Here is a 19,837-nt window from a genome sequence, read left to right as displayed (position 1 = left end):
CTGTAGGGTCTAATAGCCCATTGTTATTAGTGTCACCAACAAGTGTTAGTGTCGTTGTAATATCACCACCTAGTAAATCATCAGTGATAGTAATGGTATTAATAGATAGATCACCTGTATTAGTTACTGTGAATGTGTATGTCACATTATCCCCTTCACCAACACAATCAACAGCTGTAGTAGACGCTGCTTTTACTACACTAAGACCAGCAACACCTTCTATGGTAATATATACAGTAGCTTCATCACAAGCTTGAGGACTTCCATCATCACATATAGTGTAAACAAAGGAGTCTGTTCCTGTATATCCAGCATTTGGGGTATATGTAAACTCACCAGTATTTGGATCTATATTTACAGTAACACCTTCTAAGGTTGTAACCGTAGTTGTTGTTACCGTCTGCATATCTCCTTCGATATCATTATCATTTAATAATACATTACCAGTAACATCAGCACCAGGTGTTGTATTATAAGCATCATCGTTTGCATTGGTTGTGTTAGGTGTATTTGAATCTTGAACAGTTACTGTTACAGTAGCTGTATCACAAAGTTGTGGTGTACCATCATCACATATGGTATATGTAAAAGTATCTTCGCCAGTGAATCCTGGATTAGGTGTATAGGTTATAGTTCCATCAGGATTTATAGTTACAATTCCATTGCTAGGATTTGTAGTTCCAGTAATAGTAATAGGATCACCATCTGGATCAAAATCATTAGCCAATACGACGATATTAATCGGAGTTCCTTCTGGAGTTGTTGAGCTATCTGCATTAGCAATAGGCGCTTCATTTTCAGGACCACTTTCAGGTAATACTTCAATATAAACTGTTGCAGTATCACAAGCTTGTGGATTACCATCATCACATATTGTATATGTAAAAGTATCTTCACCAATAAAACCTGAGTTAGGGGTGTAGGTATAAGATCCGTCAGGATTTATTACTACAGATCCATTAGCAGGATTATTATTAGCAGTTACGGTTTGGTTATCCCCTTCAAAGTCTTCATCATTCGTTAATACATTACCAGAGACTGGTTGATCTACAAATGTGTTGTTGATGTCAGCAATGGCGTCCGTACAATTAGAAAGTAATTCAATCGGAATCTTAAAGTTACAGCCATTATCATCAAAAATATCTACAATATAATCACCTTCAGAAAGATTTGTGAAAGTTCCATTTGGACTTTGGTTTATACCAGCATCAATTGAGTAAAAATAAGGAGGTGTTCCACCAATACCTTCTACTGTAAATTGACCTAAGATGCCACAGATTATACCTGTTTGTGAAGTAATTGAAGCTGATAGACTTTCACTAGGCTGGGAAATAATAACGTTTTGTACAATAGGATCACAAGAAGATCCGTCCATAGTAACACTCACCGAATAATTACCAGCAATAACATTACTGATAGCACTAGACGTCACACCAGCATCGACTTGTCCATTAGACCAAGTAAACGTATAAGTAGCCGTTGGATTGACTGCAGAACTAGCAGAAACCGAAGCTTCACCAGTGGCATCACCAAAACACAGTACATTAGTTACAGGGCCTGTAGTAACAGCGGTGTCACAGTCGTCAGTACATGTAATATTAATAGATTGAGAAGTTGTACAATTATTAGCATCAGTCACAACAACTGTATGACTGCCTATAATAAGATTATTTGCAGTAGCACCAGTTTGGTTTCCTGTGGAGAGACTCCATTGGTAAGAATAAGGTGCAGTACCACCAGAAGCCAAAGCTGTTGCTGATCCATTAGTACATCCTGCTGTAACCGTTGCATTAACAGTATTAACAGATAGACTTAAAGTATTAGAAGGTTGAGTAATATTAAAACTTCTAGATGTTGTACAGCCAGTACTATCTTCTATAGTTACTGAATATGAACCAGCACTAATATTTGTTAGATCTTGGCTTGTAGCAGAATTACTCCACGTATATGAATATGGTGGTGTACCACCAGTAACGTCTATGTCTATTGCTCCTGTTGATTCACCAAAGCAATATACATCTGTTTCTGAAATTACATTAATTGTAAGAACAGTATTATTAACATTTATAGTCTGCGTGTGATCTATGTCGTTTCCACAATCGTCTGCTGCTAGCCAATTTCTTTGTATGCTATACGAAGCATTACAAACATTACCTATTATTGTTTCTGAGAATGTTACATTAACATCAGAATCGCAATTATCAGAAGCTGTTAATATAGCTGGCGGAGGAATTGAGTCATGTGATACAGTAATTGTACCAGGTAGGCTTTCGTTAAAATAAGGATCTGTAGTATCTTCTATAGTAAATGTAGCGGTTGTTGAGACAGAGTTACCACAGCCATCTGTCGCAGTAAAGGTTACTGTTGTAGAGCCAGTATTTCCACAGTCATCTGAAAGACTACTATAATTGTTAGACCAAGTCAAGTTTCCACAAGTATCAGTTGCAGAAGCACCAGCATTACTTAATAACCAATTATCTAATGCTGTTTGGTTATTTGCACTACATTGAACCGTTATATCCTGAGCGTTTGTATTTAAGCTTGGCGGCGTTGTGTCCTCAACGGTAATTGTTTGATCTGCAGTGGCAGTATTACCGCAAGCATCAGTAGCTGTCCAAGTTCTTAAAATAGTTTTGGTATCACCACAATTAGGATTTTCTACATCACTATGAGAAATTGTAACACCACCACAAGTATCCGTACCAGTAGCACTACCAGTATTGGCAGGCGATTCATCATCACCACAGTTAATAGTGATATTAGAAGGAACTGAGATGGTAGGAGGTGTGGTGTCTACTACAGTAATTAATTGGGTAGCTGAAACGGTATTGCCACATCCATCAGTAGCTATAAAGGTTCTATTGATGACTCTTGTGTTACCACAGTTTGAGGCAGTATAAACATCGTTATATTGTAAATTTATAGTGCCACATCCATCGTTGGCTGTCGCGATTCCAGAAGGGGGCGATCCAACACTAACACTGCTAGTCCCAAAACCTCCGCCTGATGCACTAGCTGAAGCAGAAGAAACATAGTTAAAAGGGCACTCAACCGTTATATCATTTGGTGCACTAAGATTTGGAGGTGTTGTATCTTCTACAGTTATTGTTTGTGTAGCTGTAGCAGTGTTACCTTCATTATCAGTGGCTGTAAAAGTTCGTGTTACAGTAAAAGAGCAGCTTCCAGATGATGTAACAGCATCAATATAATTTACTGTACTTACACTTCCATTGTCAGAAACGTTATAATTAGGGTTTGATGCAAAAGTAGATCGAACATTACCTGATCTTCTGTTTCTATAATGAAAAACGGCACTACTACTTGTTATATCAAATGTAGAACACCCTTCAATAGTTATGTTACTTGGAACTGATATAGTAGGAGGTGTTTCATAATTTGAACTGGCTAGAATATCCGTTGATTCATTTATATCTACGACCTCGTCTTTAGTAAAGTTAACAACGTCAGTTAAGGACGTGATAGTGCTATAGTTACTTATATTTAAAACTTGATTGTTAGTCCAGTGGAGTGAATTAACAGCCTGATTTGATAGCGTTTGTTTAGCCATCAAAACATTGGTAAAAATTATAAATAAGATCATTATAAAGACCTTACTCATTTTTAAGATTGAAATACAATTGTAATCTTTTTTCATATTGTATGTAAATAACTTATACTGCTCTAATTGTATAAAATAGAGTATGGTGTTATATTAAAATGAATATAATTAACCATTCAAAATTTGAACAACAATTTATTTTGTTAATTGCAAGAGGGAAGTGCTAACATAAATGAACTATGTACTGGATTAATACATATTTTTAATTTGGGGTCATTTACATTAATTTTACAAAATAACAAAAAACGTAACTCTGATATAAATATCCAGGTTAAGGGGGCAAATTAATCGTTAAAACGGAATTATGCAACATTTTAACGAAAAATATTGCATTTAATCGATAAAAATGAAAACAATACTACTTGTAAGACATGGTAAATCTTCATGGGAACATGATGTTATAGACGCTGAAAGACCTTTAAAATTAAGGGGTAAACAAGATGCAACCTTAGTAGCAAAACATTTTATGGCTATTAGTAAGCCACCAGAAAGAATTTTCTCTAGTATTGCCAAACGAGCGTTGAACACCTGTAAGATTTTTACAAAAACCTTTAATTTATCAGAAGATATTATTTATAAACATGAGGATCTTTACGACTTTAGTGGAGAAAATGTAATTCGATTTATTAAAAGTTTGCCAAGAGAAATTGATTCAGTTATGATATTTGGTCATAATCATGCCTTCACTTCAATTGCAAATTTATATGGTGATAAATTTATTTCTAATTTACCTACAAGTGGTTTAGTAAAGCTTAACTTTGATATTAAGGAATGGAAAAATTTACAACAAGGTTCTACAGAATTCATTATTACACCTAAGCAACTAAAGACAGATGACTAAAGACAAAAATAAATATATCAATAGAGAATTAAGTTGGTTACAATTTAATGCAAGAGTATTACAAGAAGCAGCAGATAGAGAAGTACCCTTAATTGAAAGACTGCGTTTTTTAGGTATATTTTCTAACAATCTTGATGAGTTTTTTAAGGTGCGCTATGCTACAGTAAAGCGTATTTATGACGCAGGTAAAGGTGGTAAAAGTCAACTTGGAGGTATAAAAGCAAAAGAACTCTTAGAAGAAATTACTAAAGTTGTTATACAGCAACAGAGTGATAGTGTAGATATTTTAAATGAGATTGAACAAGAGTTAGAAAATGAAAACATATTTATAATTAACGAAACTGAAATAGACGAGAGTCAATACCATTTTATAAGAAACTATTATTATAATGAAATTAGTCCAGCACTTGTTGTTATGATCCTAAATGAGGATGTTGATTTGCCTAAGCTTAAGGATAGTGCTGCTTACCTTATGGTAAAGATGTCTAAGTCAGATGGGGCAAATCAATATGCATTAATAGAAATCTCTAAAACAATGAACCGCTTCATTGTACTTCCTAGTAAAGGGGATGCCAATTATATTATTATGTTGGATGATGTCATTCGTCATTGTTTAAATGAGATATTTAATATTTTCGAGTATGATACCATAACGGCTCATATGATTAAAATAACACGAGATGGTGAGTTAGATTTTGATAGTGACTTAAGTAAGAGTTTTATAGACAAATTATCAGATAGTGTTAAGGATCGACTAAGTGGTAACCCAGTTAGGTTTGTCCACGATAAACACATAGATTCTAGTACGCTTAATTTTCTGTTAAAACGCATGGATATTGATAAAAACGATAGTATAATACCAGGCGGTCGTTATCATAACAGAAGAGATTACATGGATTTTCCGAGTTTAGGTCGCAAAGATTTATTATACAATAAGATTGAGCAGCTGCCAGTAAAAGGCTTAAGTTTTGACCAGAGTATATTTAAAACCATAAAAAATAAAGATTTTTTAATCTACACTCCATACCACACATTTTCTTATGTGGTAAAATTTTTGAGAGAGGCCGCATTAGATCCAAAAGTAAAATCAATTAAAATTACAATTTATAGATTAGCTCAGATTTCGCATGTAGCAAGTTCACTTATTAATGCGGCAAAAAATGGAAAAAAAGTAACGGTATCTATAGAGCTCAGAGCACGTTTTGATGAAGCTGCAAATATTGACTACGCAGAGCAAATGCAAGATGCAGGTGTGAACATGCTTTTCGGTGTTCCTGGTCTTAAGGTTCATTGTAAGATGTGTGTTATAGAACGCGAAGAAGACGATAAATTAGTGAGATACGGATTTGTAAGTACAGGTAATTTTAACGAATCTACAGCGAAGATTTATACAGATTTTACCTTATTAACAGCAAATCCTAAAATCTTAAAAGACGTTAATAAAGTATTTAATTTCTTTGAGGTAAATTACAAAATCAATCGCTATAAACATATAATAACGTCTCCGCATTACACCAAGTCTAAACTATTTACGCTAATTGATAAAGAAATTGAACATGCGAAAAATGGTAAAGATGCTTATATTAATTTAAAAATGAACAGTATAAGTAGTTATAAAATGATAGATAAACTCTATGAAGCCAGTAGAGCAGGTGTAAAGATAAAGATGATTGTTAGAGGTTTGTGCTGCCTAGTGCCAGGCGTTAAAGGGATGAGCGAAAATATTGAAGTTATAAGTATTATAGATAAATTTTTAGAGCATACGAGATTGTATATATTTTCTAATAACGATAATCCTAAAGTGTATATCTCTTCTGCAGATTGGATGACTAGAAACATTGATAACAGGGTAGAAGTGAGTTGCCCAATTTATGATGAAGATTTAAAGCAAGAACTCAGAGATTTATATGAAATTTGTTGGAATGATAATGTTAAAGCTAGAGTAATTAATGAAACCCAGAATAATGCGTATCGCAGAGATAATAAGTCTAAAGTGAGAGCCCAGTACGATACTTACAATTATTACCTTAAAAAACTTAACCGATAACATGTTCAAAATTCAAAAATATGCAGCAATAGATATTGGGTCCAATGCGGTTCGTTTATTAATCTCTAATATTATAGAGCAAGATGATAAACCAGTAAGATTTAAAAAAAATGCACTAGTTAGGGTACCAATTAGATTAGGTTCAGATGTGTTTTTAAATGGTGAGATTTCAGAATATAATCAACAGCGCATGATAGATACCATGACGGCATTTAGTTTATTAATAAAATCGCACGGCGTACAGCGCTATAAAGCTTGTGCTACATCCGCTATGCGCGAAGCTAAAAATAGTCAACCATTAGTAAATGCTATTTTTAAAGCCTGTAGTATAAATATTGATATTATTGACGGAGAAGAAGAGGCTAAAATAATTGCCGAAACAGATTTAAATACCTTTATACAGCCTAACAAAACCTATTTGTACGTTGATGTTGGTGGCGGAAGTACGGAGTTCTCTATAATCCATAATGGGAATAAGATTAATTCTAAATCGTTTAAGATTGGTACCGTAAGACTTTTAAATGACATTGTTAAAAATGAAACTTGGTTAGATCTTGAAAAATGGATAAAAACTAATACTAAAGATTACTATAAAATTGAACTTATAGGTTCTGGAGGAAACATTAATAAGATTTTTAAGCTATCGGGCAAGCGGATGGGTAAGCCATTAACTTACTTTTATTTAAGTAATTATTACAAAAATCTGCAAAGTTATTCTTACGAAGAGCGTATTACTGAGCTAAACCTTAATCAAGATAGAGCTGATGTTATTATTCCTGCCACACGTATTTACTTATCTGCAATGAAATGGTCTGGTGCAAAAGATATTTATGTTCCTAAAATTGGACTGTCCGATGGTATTATAAAAAGTATATATCATGAAACAGTAAGCAGTGTTTCAATTAAATAAAAGAGATTTTTATACTTTTTTCTATATTTGCATTTAAAAATAAACTAATACTAATTACCTCAAATCGAATATTATGAAAAAATTATTACTTATGTGTGGCCTAGTTGGCCTTACCACTCTGAGTTTTGCTCAAGATGTTAAATATGGTGTTAGAGGATCATTAAATATATCTAATTTAGATTTTGATCCAGACGCTGATTTTGATAATCAACACCGAAATGGATTTGCTTTTGCAGGTTTTGTTGATTTAGGTTTGTCTGAGGACATCGCCTTAAGAACGGAACTTCAGTGGTCTGCCGAAGGAGGAAAAGATGAAGGCTTAAGGGCAGATTACATTCAATTACCTATTATGTTACGATTAAGCACTTCTGAGCGTTTATCGTTTGGTGCTGGTCCTCAATTAGCACTAAAAACATGGAAGAGTGATGATGGTTTTTCTACGTTTGCTTTTTCTGGTGTGCTGGGTGCAGAATATATGATTACTAGCGATTTATTTGTAGATGTAAGATATACTTTTGGTTTATCTAACGTACTGGAAGAAAATGCAATAAATTTAGAAGCAAAAAACAACGTTATGCAGTTTGGTTTTGGAATAAAGATTTAAACGCATTAACCTCTTATAATAATAAAAAGCTTCAACATAATGTTGAAGCTTTTTTGTTTATCCATGTATACTTTCAGATTTGCTTAAATTCTTCATTATTTCAGCTTCGTAATCTAGGAGTTGCTGCCACTTTTTATCTACCTCATTACGCTCGCCATATTGGCGCGCAAAATTTAAAAACATGGTATAATGTGTGGCTTCGCTAATCATTAATTTTCGGTAGAATTTGGCAAGTTTTTTATCTTCCAGCTCCTCAGAAAGCAGTCTGAAACGTTCACAACTGCGCGCTTCAATTAAAGCAGCATATAATAGACGATGCACTAACTGAGTGGTTCTACTTCCGCCTTTAGGGAAAAACTTTAGCAATGCAATTACATAAGCATCTTTACGATCTCGGCCTAAAATCCAACCTCGCTCAAGGATAAGATCATGAACCATTTTAAAATGACTCATTTCTTCCTCAACCAAACCTATCATTTCCTTAACTAGCTCAGTATATTCAGGGAAGCCAACAATTAATGATATTGCTGTACTTGCTGCCTTTTGTTCGCAATAGGCATGGTCTGTTAATATTTCTTCTATATTCTTTTCTACTATGTTTACCCATCTTGGGTCTGTTGGTAATTTTAATCCTAGCATATTTATTAAATATCTTGGCGTTTAACTTTAAGACGACCTATATCGTCAAAATGTAATGTATGTAAAACGTAATTGTCTGTCTCTGGGATTGCATATAATATATCTATTTTAACACCGTTAGAATTAGGTAAACCATCATTAAGCTCAATAGATTTTAATACACCAAGTTTATTAAAATCATTAGCGACTTTACTAGACGCAGTAGACTCATGAAGCCCAAATACTTTGTTTACAGTGTTTTTATCAAAAAGTCTTTTATAAATGGGTTGCCCATCTTTTTCAACTTGGATTTCAAACTTATAGTTTCTGTAATACGTTTGATAATTTATGGTGTCTCTTATTATTGTAAAGAGCACGCTGTTATCCATGTCAGAAAAGGTTTTAATTTTTACCCGATAACCATTACTTAGAATAGTGTCTTTTTGTTGTTCTATATAAGTTGCGGGTTTATAGTCATCAACTTCAATAGTCACTGTTTTTTTAAAATACTGAATGTCTTTGAGTAATGCTTCTCTTTCTGATTTACGCCCCTCACAACTGGTAAATCCAAGTATTAATAGAACCAAAACTACTATTTCGTTTCTCATATCATTAAAAATCTAAACCAAAGGTCTTTTTAAGCAATTCTATATTCGGATTCTTTTCTTTTAATTTTTCAAATTTTTCTTGTGGAGTAAATGCATACTTTTTAGCTACTTCTTCGTTTACGGTAATATTTAAATGTAGGTCAAAGTTTTTAAGCCTTTTACGTAAGTAGGCTAAAAGCGGGTATTGCGCACGCTCAAGTTCTATTTTGTTGGTGTTGTTAGAGTAGGTAAGGTTAATTGTTGTACCATCTAATTTAGGATCATCCATTTGTAATATGGAGGCCAAAATCTTTTCACCTTTTTTACTTATTAAGGCTATATAATCGCTCCAAGCTTTGGTTAAATCCTCTTGTTCTACGGGTTCTTTAGGTAAATTTTCTTCATCAATTACAACATCTAATTGTCGTATTTGGTGCTCCTTCTTTTCTCTTATGCTTTTTAGAGATAAGCCCGAGGTAGATTTTCTGCCATTATCTATTGAGATTTTTGGGATCTGTACAGGCTCTTTTGCTTCAACAATTGGTTTGTCTGTAAGTTTACTGTCCTCAATTTTAGATTTCGCAGCGTTTGATTTGCTTGGCTCCTTTGGTTTTTTTACTGGTATTGGAATAATGCCTTTTGCCTTAAAATAAGAAGGCGGAATTATGAACTGCTTATTGTTTTTTTTTTCTCCATCAAAAGTGATAGAGGCTAATTGCATTAGTGTTAATTCAACTAAAAGGCGTTGATTTTTACTGGTCTTATACTTTAGATCGCAGTCATTGGCGAGCTCAATACCTTTCATTAGAAAGCCATGTGATGTTTTTAAGCACTGCTCAACGTATTTTTGCTTTGTTTCTTCTCCAACTTCTAATAATTGAATAGTAGATTGGTTTTTACAAACCATTAAATCTCTAAAATGAGATGCCAAACCCGCAATGTAATGATGACCATCAAAACCTTTAGATAGTATAGTGTTAAACTGAACAAGTAATTCAGGAATTTTATTTTCTAAAATAAGATCAGTGCTGTTAAAAAATGTCTCATAATCTAGTACATTAAGATTTTCCGTTACGGCTTGTCGCGTTAAATTTTTACCAGAAAAACTCACTACACGATCAAAGATTGAAAGTGCATCTCGCATGGCGCCATCAGCCTTTTGTGCAATGATATGTAAAGCATCATCTTCTGCTGTAACCTCTTGTTCTTTTGCTATATACTTAAGATACTCCTTGGCATCTGTAACGGTTATACGTTTAAAATCAAAAATCTGGCAACGCGATAAAATTGTAGGTATTATTTTATGCTTTTCTGTTGTGGCGAGTATAAAAATACAATGTTTTGGTGGCTCTTCTAAAGTTTTTAAAAACGCATTAAATGCTGCTTGGGACAGCATATGTACCTCATCAATAATGTACACTTTATATTTGCCTACTTGCGGAGGAATCCTTACTTGGTCGGTTAGATTTCTAATATCATCAACCGAATTGTTTGAAGCTGCATCTAGCTCAAAAATATTAAAAGCAAAATCTTCGTTTTCACTGGTATTGCCATCACTGTTAATCATTTTGGCAAGTATACGAGCGCAGGTAGTTTTGCCAACTCCACGTGGGCCTGTAAATAATAGGGCTTGAGCGAGGTGGTTATTTTCAATGGCATTAAGTAAAGTGTTAGTAATAGCCTGCTGACCTACAACATCCTTAAATGTTTGTGGTCTGTATTTACGTGCTGATACTACAAAATGTTCCATATAAAATACCTGATTTACAAATTTAATAATAACCTATAAATAGCCCTTTACGAAGTTCAAAATTTAGTAGGAGTTATTAACAATTTACGTACTTTTATGCCCAAGTAGATCGCCTTATCGCTTTTGTGCTGAACTTGTTTCAGTAACGTATTAATTTTGAACTTTAAGTACCATTAAAATGTACTGAAACAAGTTCAGCACTCAAGAGGAAAGTCCGAACACCATAGTGCAGTCATAGTGGTTAACAGCCACCCATCGTAAGGTGAGGAAAAGTGCAACAGAAAGTATGTACAGATAATGCTGTAGTGAAACCAGGTAAACTCTATGAGGTGCAATGCCATGTATACCAATATTATAGAGTAGCACGCTCTTTGTTGGAGGGTAGGCAGCTAAAGTTTACTGGTAACAGTAAACATAGATAAATGATAAGGATATTGACTAGATTTTTTGAGGTCAGTAGACAGAATTCGGCTTATAGATCTGCTTTACAAAACAGGCTTTGTGGTAACGCAGAGCTTTGTTTTTTATTCAAAAAAGCTAAAGACATTACCACCATAACTTTTAGAATGGGAATAATGCTCTATGTGACTTAAGTCCGTATGTTTAGAGTGCTCTATAATAAGAAGGCCGCCCTGTTTTAATAACGTATTACTAAATACCAAATGAGGAATTTTGGTAAATAGGTCTAATTCAAAATTATAAGGAGGGTCGGCAAAGATAATATCGTAATTTACTTTGCTGTTTTCTAAAAACTTAAACACATCACTTTTAATGCTTTGTATAGGCATTTTAAAACCTTCAGATGTTTCAGTTATAAACTTTACACAACCATAATTAGCATCAATAGCTGTAATATTTTCTGTACCTCTAGATGCAAATTCGTAACTAATATTGCCTGTGCCCGAAAACAAATCTAATACCGATATATCGTCAAAATAATACCGATTATTTAAAATATTAAACAAGGCTTCTTTGGCCATATCTGTTGTAGGGCGCACCGGAAGTTTTTTTGGAGCAATAATCTTTCTTCCTTTGTAAGAACCAGATATAATACGCATTAAAATGAATTTAGTAGTAAGTGGTAAAAAGGCAGCTCATGTGGTTGCTCGTTGTAAACTGTATCTAAGAATTTGTATTTGTAATCTTTGTTAATAATAGCAATATCTCTTATGTAGGTGTATAATATATTATACAACTCATCATGCTTTGTTATAGCGCCACTTAAAACTATAGGCGTAACTTCTGGATCTAAATTTAGCTGCTCAAATACAAAAAGAACATAGTATATAAAGTCTTCTTTACTATAATAGTCAAACACATTAAAAAGCTGAAGTTCGTTGTTATTGCTTACAACAATCTCTAAAGAGGCTGTATTAACATTTATATGTACTAAATAGCCTTCTGCGTCTTTCTGTCTTTGGAGTAGGGTGTCTATTAATAAAGTAGACGCATGTTTATATATAAATCCGCCAAAAGTGTCGTAGATATAATTATTAATATTAACATAGGGTATGTAGACGTTAATGGTATTGTTTACGGCAATTTCATCGTGCGCTATAAAATCTGTTTTCAGAATTTTAGCATTAAACTTAAGATAGTCTGCTTTGTTGTTTTCGTCATAAAGTTCTTTAGGTACTAAGGCTGCTAATTCGTTTTGATGAATAATAGTAACCGAGTTAAAAGCTTGAGAAAATCTACTTTCAGCACTTAATGCTGCCTTTAACCTATCGAGTAGATTAAAAGGAGTTAGTTTTTCTGTAAAAGGAAGAGATTTAAGTAATTCAACAGTATTAGTACTGCGATTTAAGATGCAAAAAGAAAGTCCATTCAAATTTACTTGAATGGACAATTCTTTAATATTAATATTTTTCAAAACTTATTCCTTAGTTGAAAGATCTTTACCCCAATTTCCACTCGTGTTAACTTCTTCCATAGATCCAATTTTTACAGAAGATCCTTTTACACCAGCAATTGAGACTGCTTGTTTCTCTTTTTCCACAAGGTAAGGCTCTTGGTCATAAAGCAATACTGCTTTGTCTACACTTGCTTGAAAAACTGGGATTTCATCTAATTTGCCTGCCTCTAATTTAAATTTGGCACCCGCTTTACCTGCGCCAACATCAGCTAGGTTTTTGTAACGTGAATTGCCTTTAAAAATAGAATCCTTAACAGTATAGTAACTTAACGTATCTATTAAGGTTATAGTCTTCATTGTTTCTACTCCGCCAAAAGCTCTTGTTCTTTCTTCATCTAAAACTAAAGTGTCTCTTCGTTGCGTAATAGGAACTTGTCCATTTTCTATAAAGTTGACAAGCGAATCAAAATTACCTGCATATTCGCCTTTAACTTCTTTATAAGCCAATTGCGAATCTCTAATATCTACAAGACGATCAATTACCTTCTTGTAACGCTCAACTTTTAGTTGGTTAAACTTTATTTCGTCATAAACTGAATTAAACGTAAGGTACCCTAAAAAGATAATTAGTGCCCAAAGCGCAATATTAATGAAAGGTTTAAGTTTCTTTGGAACAAACTTATCAATAAGCCATACTATTAAAATGGTTAATAAAATAATAGCGACAATTGCAATAATTATTTTCATGTTTAGTATATATTAATTAGGTCTATCGCAAATCTACAATTTTTTTTTATTCGTAAAAATTATAAGAAACAAAAATCACCAAAATTAGTATCTCAATTTTATATTGCATAGATAAACTATAGAATAATACTATCTTGCTTTATAATTTTAAATTATGATCTCAAATGCTTCTGCATTCTACACCTTGTTAAAGTCTAAATTCCCATTTAGCCCAACCTCTAAGCAAGATATGGTTTTGATGCAGTTATCTCAATTTATTTTTGATACATCGTCAAATTCATTATACCTACTTAAAGGGTATGCAGGTACAGGTAAAACGAGTATTATTGGGACTGTTGTTTCAAATTTATGGCATGTAAAAAAGAGCGCTATCCTTTTAGCTCCAACAGGTAGAGCAGCAAAAGTTATATCTAACTACTCCAAAAAAGAGGCCTTTACCATTCATAAAAAAATATACTATCCTAAAAAAGAAAAAGGTGGTGGTGTTAAGTTTGTGATGCAACCGAACAAGCATAGAAATACTATTTTTATTGTTGATGAAGCTTCAATGATACCCGATATACCATCAGACTCAAAATCGTTTGAAAATGGATCGCTTTTAGATGATTTAATTCAATATGTATATTCTGGTCATCATTGTAAACTATTACTCATTGGTGATGTGGCACAGTTGCCGCCTGTTAAATCCGATTTAAGTCCTGCCTTAGACGGAGGTAAGCTAAGTCTCAATTACAATAAAGACGTGCAAGGTTTAGAGTTAGATGAAGTTGTACGACAAGAACAGGATTCTGGTATTTTAGAAAATGCCACTGAATTAAGATCTGTTTTAGAGCAAAACTTTTTTGAAAGTTTTAAGTTTAGAGTAGATACCTTTAAGGATATTGTAAGGTTAATTGATGGCCATGATATTATGGACGCCATAAATGATGCTTACAGCAGAGATGGTTACGAAGAAACCGCCATTATAGTAAGAAGTAACAAACGTGCTATTCTCTACAATCAACAAATAAGGCAACGTATATTGTTTAATGAAAGTGAACTGTCTTCGGGTGATTACCTTATGGTCGTAAAGAATAATTATTTTTGGATTAAACCTACAACAGAAGCAGGTTTTATTGCAAATGGCGACATTATAGAGGTTCTCGAAATTTTTAGTATCAAAGAATTATACGGTTTTAAATTTGCCGAAGTTAAAGTGAAAATGGTAGATTACCCAAGGATGAAACCTTTTGAAACAGTACTATTGTTAGACACTATAGATGCAGAGAGCGCATCTTTAAGCTACGAAGAGTCCAACAAACTATACCAAGAAGTTGCAAAAGATTACGCTAATGAATCTTCTAATTATAAACGGTTCTTAGGTGTTAAAAACAATAAGTATTTTAACGCCTTACAGGTTAAGTTTTCTTATGCTATTACCTGTCATAAGTCCCAAGGAGGTCAATGGAATACTATTTTTGTAGAGCAGCCCTATTTGCCAAACGGTATGGATAAAGATTATATACGTTGGTTATATACAGCGGTGACTAGAGCAAAAGAAAAACTTTATCTCATAGGATTTAAGGACGATATGTTTACAGAAACACCTATTAATTAAGAGATAAACTTTATTTTTGAATATTGACAATACTGATATATGAAAATCATTTCCATGATTCCTGCACGTTATGATGCGTCGCGTTTTCCAGGCAAATTAATGCAAGATTTAGCTGGTAAATCAGTTATTCTTCGCACGTACGAGGCTACAGTGGCAACACATTTATTTAGTGATGTTTATGTTGTTACGGATAGTGACATTATTTACAACGAAATTGTAAACCATGGTGGAAAGGCTATTATGAGTAAAAATGAGCACGAATCTGGTAGCGATAGAATAGCTGAAGCTGTAGCACAGGTAGATTGCGATATTGTTGTAAACGTACAAGGAGATGAACCCTTTACTGAGCGTCAAAGTTTACATAAGGTTTTAGAGGTGTTTAAAGATGATAAAAATAAGGAAATTGATTTAGCATCTTTAATGGTTGAGATAAAAGATTGGGATGAAATTAACAATCCAAATACAGTAAAAGTCATTGTAGATCAAAATAATTTTGCGTTGTATTTTTCGAGAAGTCCAATACCATATCCAAGAGATAAAAACGCTGGTGCACGCTATTTTAAACACAAAGGCATTTATGCTTTTAGAAAAGAAGCTTTGCTAGATTTTACAGTATTACCTATGCAATTTATAGAAGCATCAGAAAAGATTGAATGTATTCGTTATTTAGAATACGGAAAACGTATAAAAATGGTAGAAACCCAAGTACAGGGAGTAGAGATAGATACGCCAGAAGATTTAGAAAGAGCAAAACGTTTGTGGAAATAGATTATAGTACAATAAAAGTTATTGGTTTTGATGCTGATGATACCCTTTGGGTTAATGAAACCTATTTTAGAGAAGCAGAAGAGAAGGTTGGGCAGTTGCTATCTCATTATGAAACCCCAAATAAAATTGATCAAGAATTGTTTAGAATGGAAATAAAAAACCTTCCAACCTATGGTTATGGTGTAAAAGGTTTTGTATTATCAATGATAGAGTTGGCCTTAGAGTTATCTAACGGCAAGGTATCTAGCCATGTTATTGGTAAGATATTAGAGATTGGTAAAGATATGATTAACAAACCTATAGAGCTACTAGATGATGTTGAGAATGTATTAAAATCATTATCAAAAAACTACAAATTAATTGTTGCTACTAAAGGGGATTTATTAGACCAGGAGCGTAAACTAGAAAAATCTGGTTTATTGCATTACTTTCATCATATCGAAGTACTGAGTGAAAAACATGACAAAAATTATAAGAGACTTTTAGCGCATTTAGATATAAATCCATCAGAATTTTTAATGATAGGTAATTCCTTAAAATCAGATATATTACCACTCGTAAGTATTGGTGCTAAGGCCATACATGTACCTTTTCATACCACTTGGCAGCACGAAAAAGTATCAGAAGACCTAACTAAAAACCAAAATTTTCAAACTAAAGCGCGATTAATTCAAGTTTTAGAGTTTCTTAAATTAAAATAATAAATTGATGTTTATAGTAAATAAAAATATAATGCTTGTGTTGCATGTTTAAATTTATACCATAATCAACCTTGTGTTTTATGTTATTCAAATGATAATGACTTGTTAACCTAAAATGATAATAAATTATAAGTTTAAAACTTTCAATTTTATTTAAATGCTTAGTTTATACCAACTTTGTTTTTATTTTTGTTAAAGAACGTATAGTAAATGATATATAGAAATTATCCAATGGTGTCTCGGGTTGTTTTTGGGCGTGGTAGCTTTAATCAACTCGATGAAATTATCGCTCCAAAGCGCCAAGGGATTAATGCACCATTTATATTTTATGTAGATGATGTATTTAAAGGTAATTATGAATTAATATCTAGGATTAAGCTTTCCTACAAGGATAAAATTATTTATGTACCTACAACAGAAGAACCTAAAACTTCCCAAATAGATCGCTATGTAGAGGATATTATTGTAAGCTATAGAGCATTGCCTTCTGGGATAATAGGTATTGGTGGAGGTATTGTAATGGATGTAGCAAAGGCAGTCTCTTTAATGTTGACTAACAAAGGAGAATCTAAAGATTATCAAGGTTGGGATTTAATTAAGCACCCAGCGGTGTATCATGTAGGAATACCTACAATATCTGGTACAGGAGCAGAGGTGTCTCGTACCACAATTTTAACAGGTCCAGAGCGTAAACTAGGTATTAATAGTGATTATACACCATTCGATCAGGTTATTTTAGATCCAGAACTTACCCAAGGAGTGTCTAAAAATCAGTGGTTTTATACTGGTATGGACTGTTTTGTACATTGTGTAGAATCCTTAAATGGGACGTATTTAAATGCGTTTAGCGAGAGCTATGGGGAAAAAGCATTTCAACTCTGTAAAAATATTTTTCTCACAGATAACTATACCGAGCAAGAAGCTCAAGATAAGCTAATGATGGCTTCTTGGCATGGAGGTATGAGTATAGCATATTCTCAGGTAGGTGTTGCGCATGCTATGAGTTATGGGTTAAGTTATTTATTAGGCGTAAAACATGGTATAGGCAATTGTATTGTGTTTAATCATTTATCGGATTATTATCCAGAGGGTGTAGCGCTTTTTAAAAAAATGAAAGAAAAGCATGGTATAAAACTACCTCAAGGTATTTGTAGCAATTTACGCGAGGATCAATTAAATACTATGATAAATGTTGCTTTAAGCCTAGAACCACTTTGGGAGAATGCATTGGGTAAAGATTGGAAATCAATAATTACAAGAGAAAAATTAATGACGCTTTACAAAAAAATGTAGTATGCGTTGGTTAGCAAAATTTATTTATTTAAAAATTTTAGGTTGGAAAATTGTTGGTAACACTAATTTTTCAAAAGATCATATTAAAAAAGCTGTTATCATTGCTGCTCCTCATACCAGTTGGCACGATTTCTTTATAGGCTTGTTTTTAAGAAAGATTACTGGTGTTAAAACCAATTTTATAGGTAAAAAAGAACTTTTTAAATGGCCGTTTGGTTACTATTTTAGAGCAGTAGGAGGTAGGCCTGTAGATAGAACCGCAGGGCAAAATAAAGTTGAAGTTATATCTAAATTGTTTGATAACGAAAATGAATTTAGACTCACACTCGCACCAGAAGGTACTAGGAGAAAAGTAGATAAATGGAAAACAGGATTTTATTTTATCGCAAAACAAGCTAAGGTTCCAATAATTATGTTCACTTTAGATTTTAAGAACAAACAAAATTTAATATCTGAGCCGTTTTACCCTACGGATAATATGGATGCTGATTTTAAATTTATGTCCGATTTTTATAACGGTGTGGAAGGAAAGGTGAAAGCCTTTAGTTAGTGTTACTAAACCTATATTTTTAATTTAAAGTCTTTATGGAATATATGAGATGAAATTTATTGCAAATTAAATGATTATAGCTCATAATTTTGGCACGACATTTGTTTCTATTACAATGCAATGAAACATAAAGTAAACTCTTAAGTCCCTAAAAAGAAACATTGTTTATAAAAGCTATTTTAGTACTCACTAAATAGCTTTTTTTAATAGATATGCAAGACATATTTAAATTTATGTTTTGTTCTAAACACTATATTTTAAAACTTATTTCGTTTTAACGTATAAATCATATTCCAAAACAACCTAACCGTTCTAATTTTATAACACAATAATTCGGTGACTTATAAATAACTTATGCGTTAAAATAGTACTAATGGTTTAGAAATTAATAGTTATTTTTTTTTTAAAACCTTAATTATAAAAATTACGTAAATATTAGAAATTGATATACAAGTACTTTTAAATCTTATAGATTTAGAATACGAGTTTATGAATTGCTATGAAAGAGAAAAGGCTTCCAATATTGGAAGCCTTTTTTTTTATTAACTGAACTAATAGAAGTATTAGATCGAATTTAAAGAAGAGGATTTTTATTTTTTAATTTTATTCCGTGGCTTTATCAACGACAATCCGAGAGTCTCTATTTGCAACTTCCCAAGCCGTATAAAAAACTAATCGTGTTCTATTTTCGAGTAAGTCGTATTCAATTTTATCAGCAGTATCTGTAGGTCTGTGATAATCGTCATGGGTGCCATTAAAATAGAATATAACAGGAATATTATGCTTCGCAAAATTATAATGATCAGATCTATAATAATATCTATTGGGATCATTTTCATCATTGTAGGTATAATCTAATTCTATATTACAATATTTTGCATTGACCTCTTCGGATAAATTATGTAGATCAGTACTTAACTTATCGCTACCAATAAGATAAACATAGTTTCTGTTTCCTTCTTTTCGCTTTGGATCAGTGCGTCCAATCATATCTATATTAAGGTCTGCAACTGTATTTTTTAATGGAAATATAGGATCAACATCCGTGTAATATTGAGATCCCAAAAGTCCTTTTTCTTCGCCTGTAACATGCAAAAACAGAAGAGATCTTTTTGGCCCACTACCTGATTTTTGTGCGATTTTAAAAGCTTCAGCAATTTCTAAAAGTGCAATAGTACCAGAGCCGTCATCATCTGCACCATTGTATACTTCACCATTGTTAACACCTTCATGATCTAAGTGTGCAGAAATTACAACAATTTCATCTGGTTTTTCGGAACCTTTAATAAAGGCAACAACATTTTCAGAATCATTAAGTTTAATTCCTCTTCGGTTATTACTTAAATATGA

17 protein-coding genes and 1 other RNA gene are annotated in these 19,837 nt (G+C 32.9%); 10 read left to right on the top strand and 8 right to left on the bottom strand.

All coding sequences use genetic code 11. From position 1 onward, the window contains the following. The coding region (locus Q0800_RS12665; protein ID WP_299130395.1) for an Ig-like domain-containing protein at window positions 1-3,568 on the bottom strand (3,568 nt) is incomplete at its 3' end. 397 nt (window positions 3,569-3,965) lie between these two features. On the opposite strand from Q0800_RS12665, the gene Q0800_RS12660 reads away from it, so the two are divergent. The 4 genes from Q0800_RS12660 to Q0800_RS12645 all read left to right on the top strand — a co-directional run bounded on the left by Q0800_RS12660 (window position 3,966) and on the right by Q0800_RS12645 (window position 8,021). After that, window positions 3,966-4,460 (top strand): histidine phosphatase family protein, encoded by a 495-nt coding sequence (locus Q0800_RS12660; protein ID WP_299130392.1) that lies wholly within the window; start codon window positions 3,966-3,968, stop codon window positions 4,458-4,460. Continuing rightward, window positions 4,453-6,507, top strand: coding sequence for a polyphosphate kinase 1 (ppk1, locus tag Q0800_RS12655; RefSeq protein ID WP_299130389.1), 2,055 nt, complete (start codon window positions 4,453-4,455; stop codon window positions 6,505-6,507). Before Q0800_RS12660 ends, ppk1 begins: the two co-directional genes overlap by 8 nt. A gap of 1 nt (window position 6,508) precedes the next feature. Beyond that, window positions 6,509-7,417, top strand: coding sequence for an exopolyphosphatase (locus tag Q0800_RS12650; RefSeq protein WP_299130386.1), 909 nt, complete (start codon window positions 6,509-6,511; stop codon window positions 7,415-7,417). A 73-nt stretch (window positions 7,418-7,490) separates the two neighbouring features. Continuing rightward, entirely contained in the window at window positions 7,491-8,021 is a 531-nt protein-coding gene (locus Q0800_RS12645; RefSeq protein ID WP_299130382.1) for a porin family protein, read from the top strand. A gap of 57 nt (window positions 8,022-8,078) precedes the next feature. On the opposite strand, the gene Q0800_RS12640 is transcribed toward Q0800_RS12645, so the two are convergent. From Q0800_RS12640 to Q0800_RS12630, 3 genes are read right to left on the bottom strand one after another with little or no spacing between them, the layout of a single operon-like run. Further along, window positions 8,079-8,660 carry a tRNA-(ms[2]io[6]A)-hydroxylase gene (locus Q0800_RS12640; protein WP_299130379.1) on the bottom strand — a complete coding sequence of 194 codons (582 nt, stop codon included), beginning with the start codon at window positions 8,658-8,660 and terminating at the stop codon, window positions 8,079-8,081. A gap of 5 nt (window positions 8,661-8,665) precedes the next feature. Beyond that, window positions 8,666-9,247, bottom strand: coding sequence for a hypothetical protein (locus Q0800_RS12635; protein ID WP_299130376.1), 582 nt, complete (start codon window positions 9,245-9,247; stop codon window positions 8,666-8,668). A gap of 4 nt (window positions 9,248-9,251) precedes the next feature. Next, window positions 9,252-10,976, bottom strand: a complete 1,725-nt coding sequence (locus tag Q0800_RS12630; RefSeq protein ID WP_299130373.1) for a DNA polymerase III subunit gamma/tau — start codon at window positions 10,974-10,976, stop codon at window positions 9,252-9,254. A 101-nt stretch (window positions 10,977-11,077) separates the two neighbouring features. Here Q0800_RS12630 and rnpB point away from each other — a divergent pair. Next, an RNA gene (rnpB, locus tag Q0800_RS12625) (RNase P RNA component class A) lies at window positions 11,078-11,467 on the top strand. A 33-nt stretch (window positions 11,468-11,500) separates the two neighbouring features. Here the strand turns inward: rnpB and Q0800_RS12620 are convergent. From Q0800_RS12620 to Q0800_RS12610, 3 genes are read right to left on the bottom strand one after another with little or no spacing between them, the layout of a single operon-like run. Continuing rightward, entirely contained in the window at window positions 11,501-12,034 is a 534-nt protein-coding gene (locus Q0800_RS12620) for an RsmD family RNA methyltransferase (RefSeq protein ID WP_299130371.1), read from the bottom strand. Continuing rightward, entirely contained in the window at window positions 12,034-12,849 is an 816-nt protein-coding gene (locus Q0800_RS12615; protein ID WP_299130369.1) for a DUF3822 family protein, read from the bottom strand. Before Q0800_RS12615 ends, Q0800_RS12620 begins: the two co-directional genes overlap by 1 nt. A 3-nt stretch (window positions 12,850-12,852) precedes the next feature. Continuing rightward, a complete protein-coding gene (locus tag Q0800_RS12610) occupies window positions 12,853-13,578 on the bottom strand; it encodes a hypothetical protein (protein WP_299130367.1) in 726 nt (241 codons plus the stop codon). Window positions 13,579-13,732: 154 nt separating this feature from the next. On the opposite strand from Q0800_RS12610, the gene Q0800_RS12605 reads away from it, so the two are divergent. The 5 genes from Q0800_RS12605 (at window position 13,733) to Q0800_RS12585 (ending at window position 18,487) form a co-directional block, all read left to right on the top strand. Continuing rightward, window positions 13,733-15,175, top strand: coding sequence for an ATP-binding domain-containing protein (locus tag Q0800_RS12605; protein ID WP_299130365.1), 1,443 nt, complete (start codon window positions 13,733-13,735; stop codon window positions 15,173-15,175). Window positions 15,176-15,229: 54 nt separating this feature from the next. After that, complete coding sequence (gene kdsB, locus Q0800_RS12600; RefSeq protein WP_299130397.1) at window positions 15,230-15,943, top strand: 3-deoxy-manno-octulosonate cytidylyltransferase; 714 nt, start codon at window positions 15,230-15,232, stop codon at window positions 15,941-15,943. Next, window positions 15,934-16,644, top strand: coding sequence for an HAD family hydrolase (locus Q0800_RS12595; RefSeq protein WP_299130364.1), 711 nt, complete (start codon window positions 15,934-15,936; stop codon window positions 16,642-16,644). Before kdsB ends, Q0800_RS12595 begins: the two co-directional genes overlap by 10 nt. A gap of 210 nt (window positions 16,645-16,854) precedes the next feature. Beyond that, the gene (locus Q0800_RS12590) at window positions 16,855-17,937 is read left to right on the top strand and encodes an iron-containing alcohol dehydrogenase family protein (RefSeq protein ID WP_299130362.1); all 1,083 of its coding nucleotides are present in this window, start codon (window positions 16,855-16,857) and stop codon (window positions 17,935-17,937) included. 1 nt (window position 17,938) lies between these two features. Then, window positions 17,939-18,487: a 1-acyl-sn-glycerol-3-phosphate acyltransferase gene (locus tag Q0800_RS12585; protein WP_299130360.1), complete on the top strand. Its 549-nt coding sequence runs from the start codon at window positions 17,939-17,941 to the stop codon at window positions 18,485-18,487. A gap of 603 nt (window positions 18,488-19,090) precedes the next feature. Here the strand turns inward: Q0800_RS12585 and Q0800_RS12580 are convergent. Further along, on the bottom strand, window positions 19,091-19,837 hold a 747-nt coding region (locus Q0800_RS12580), incomplete at its 5' end, for a M28 family peptidase (protein ID WP_299130358.1).

It is taken from the genome of uncultured Winogradskyella sp., assembly GCF_937958655.1.
GTDB lineage: Bacteria > Bacteroidota > Bacteroidia > Flavobacteriales > Flavobacteriaceae > Winogradskyella.
The sequence above is the reverse complement of the archived record's forward strand: the minus strand, read 5'-3'. Positions and strand labels throughout refer to the sequence as shown.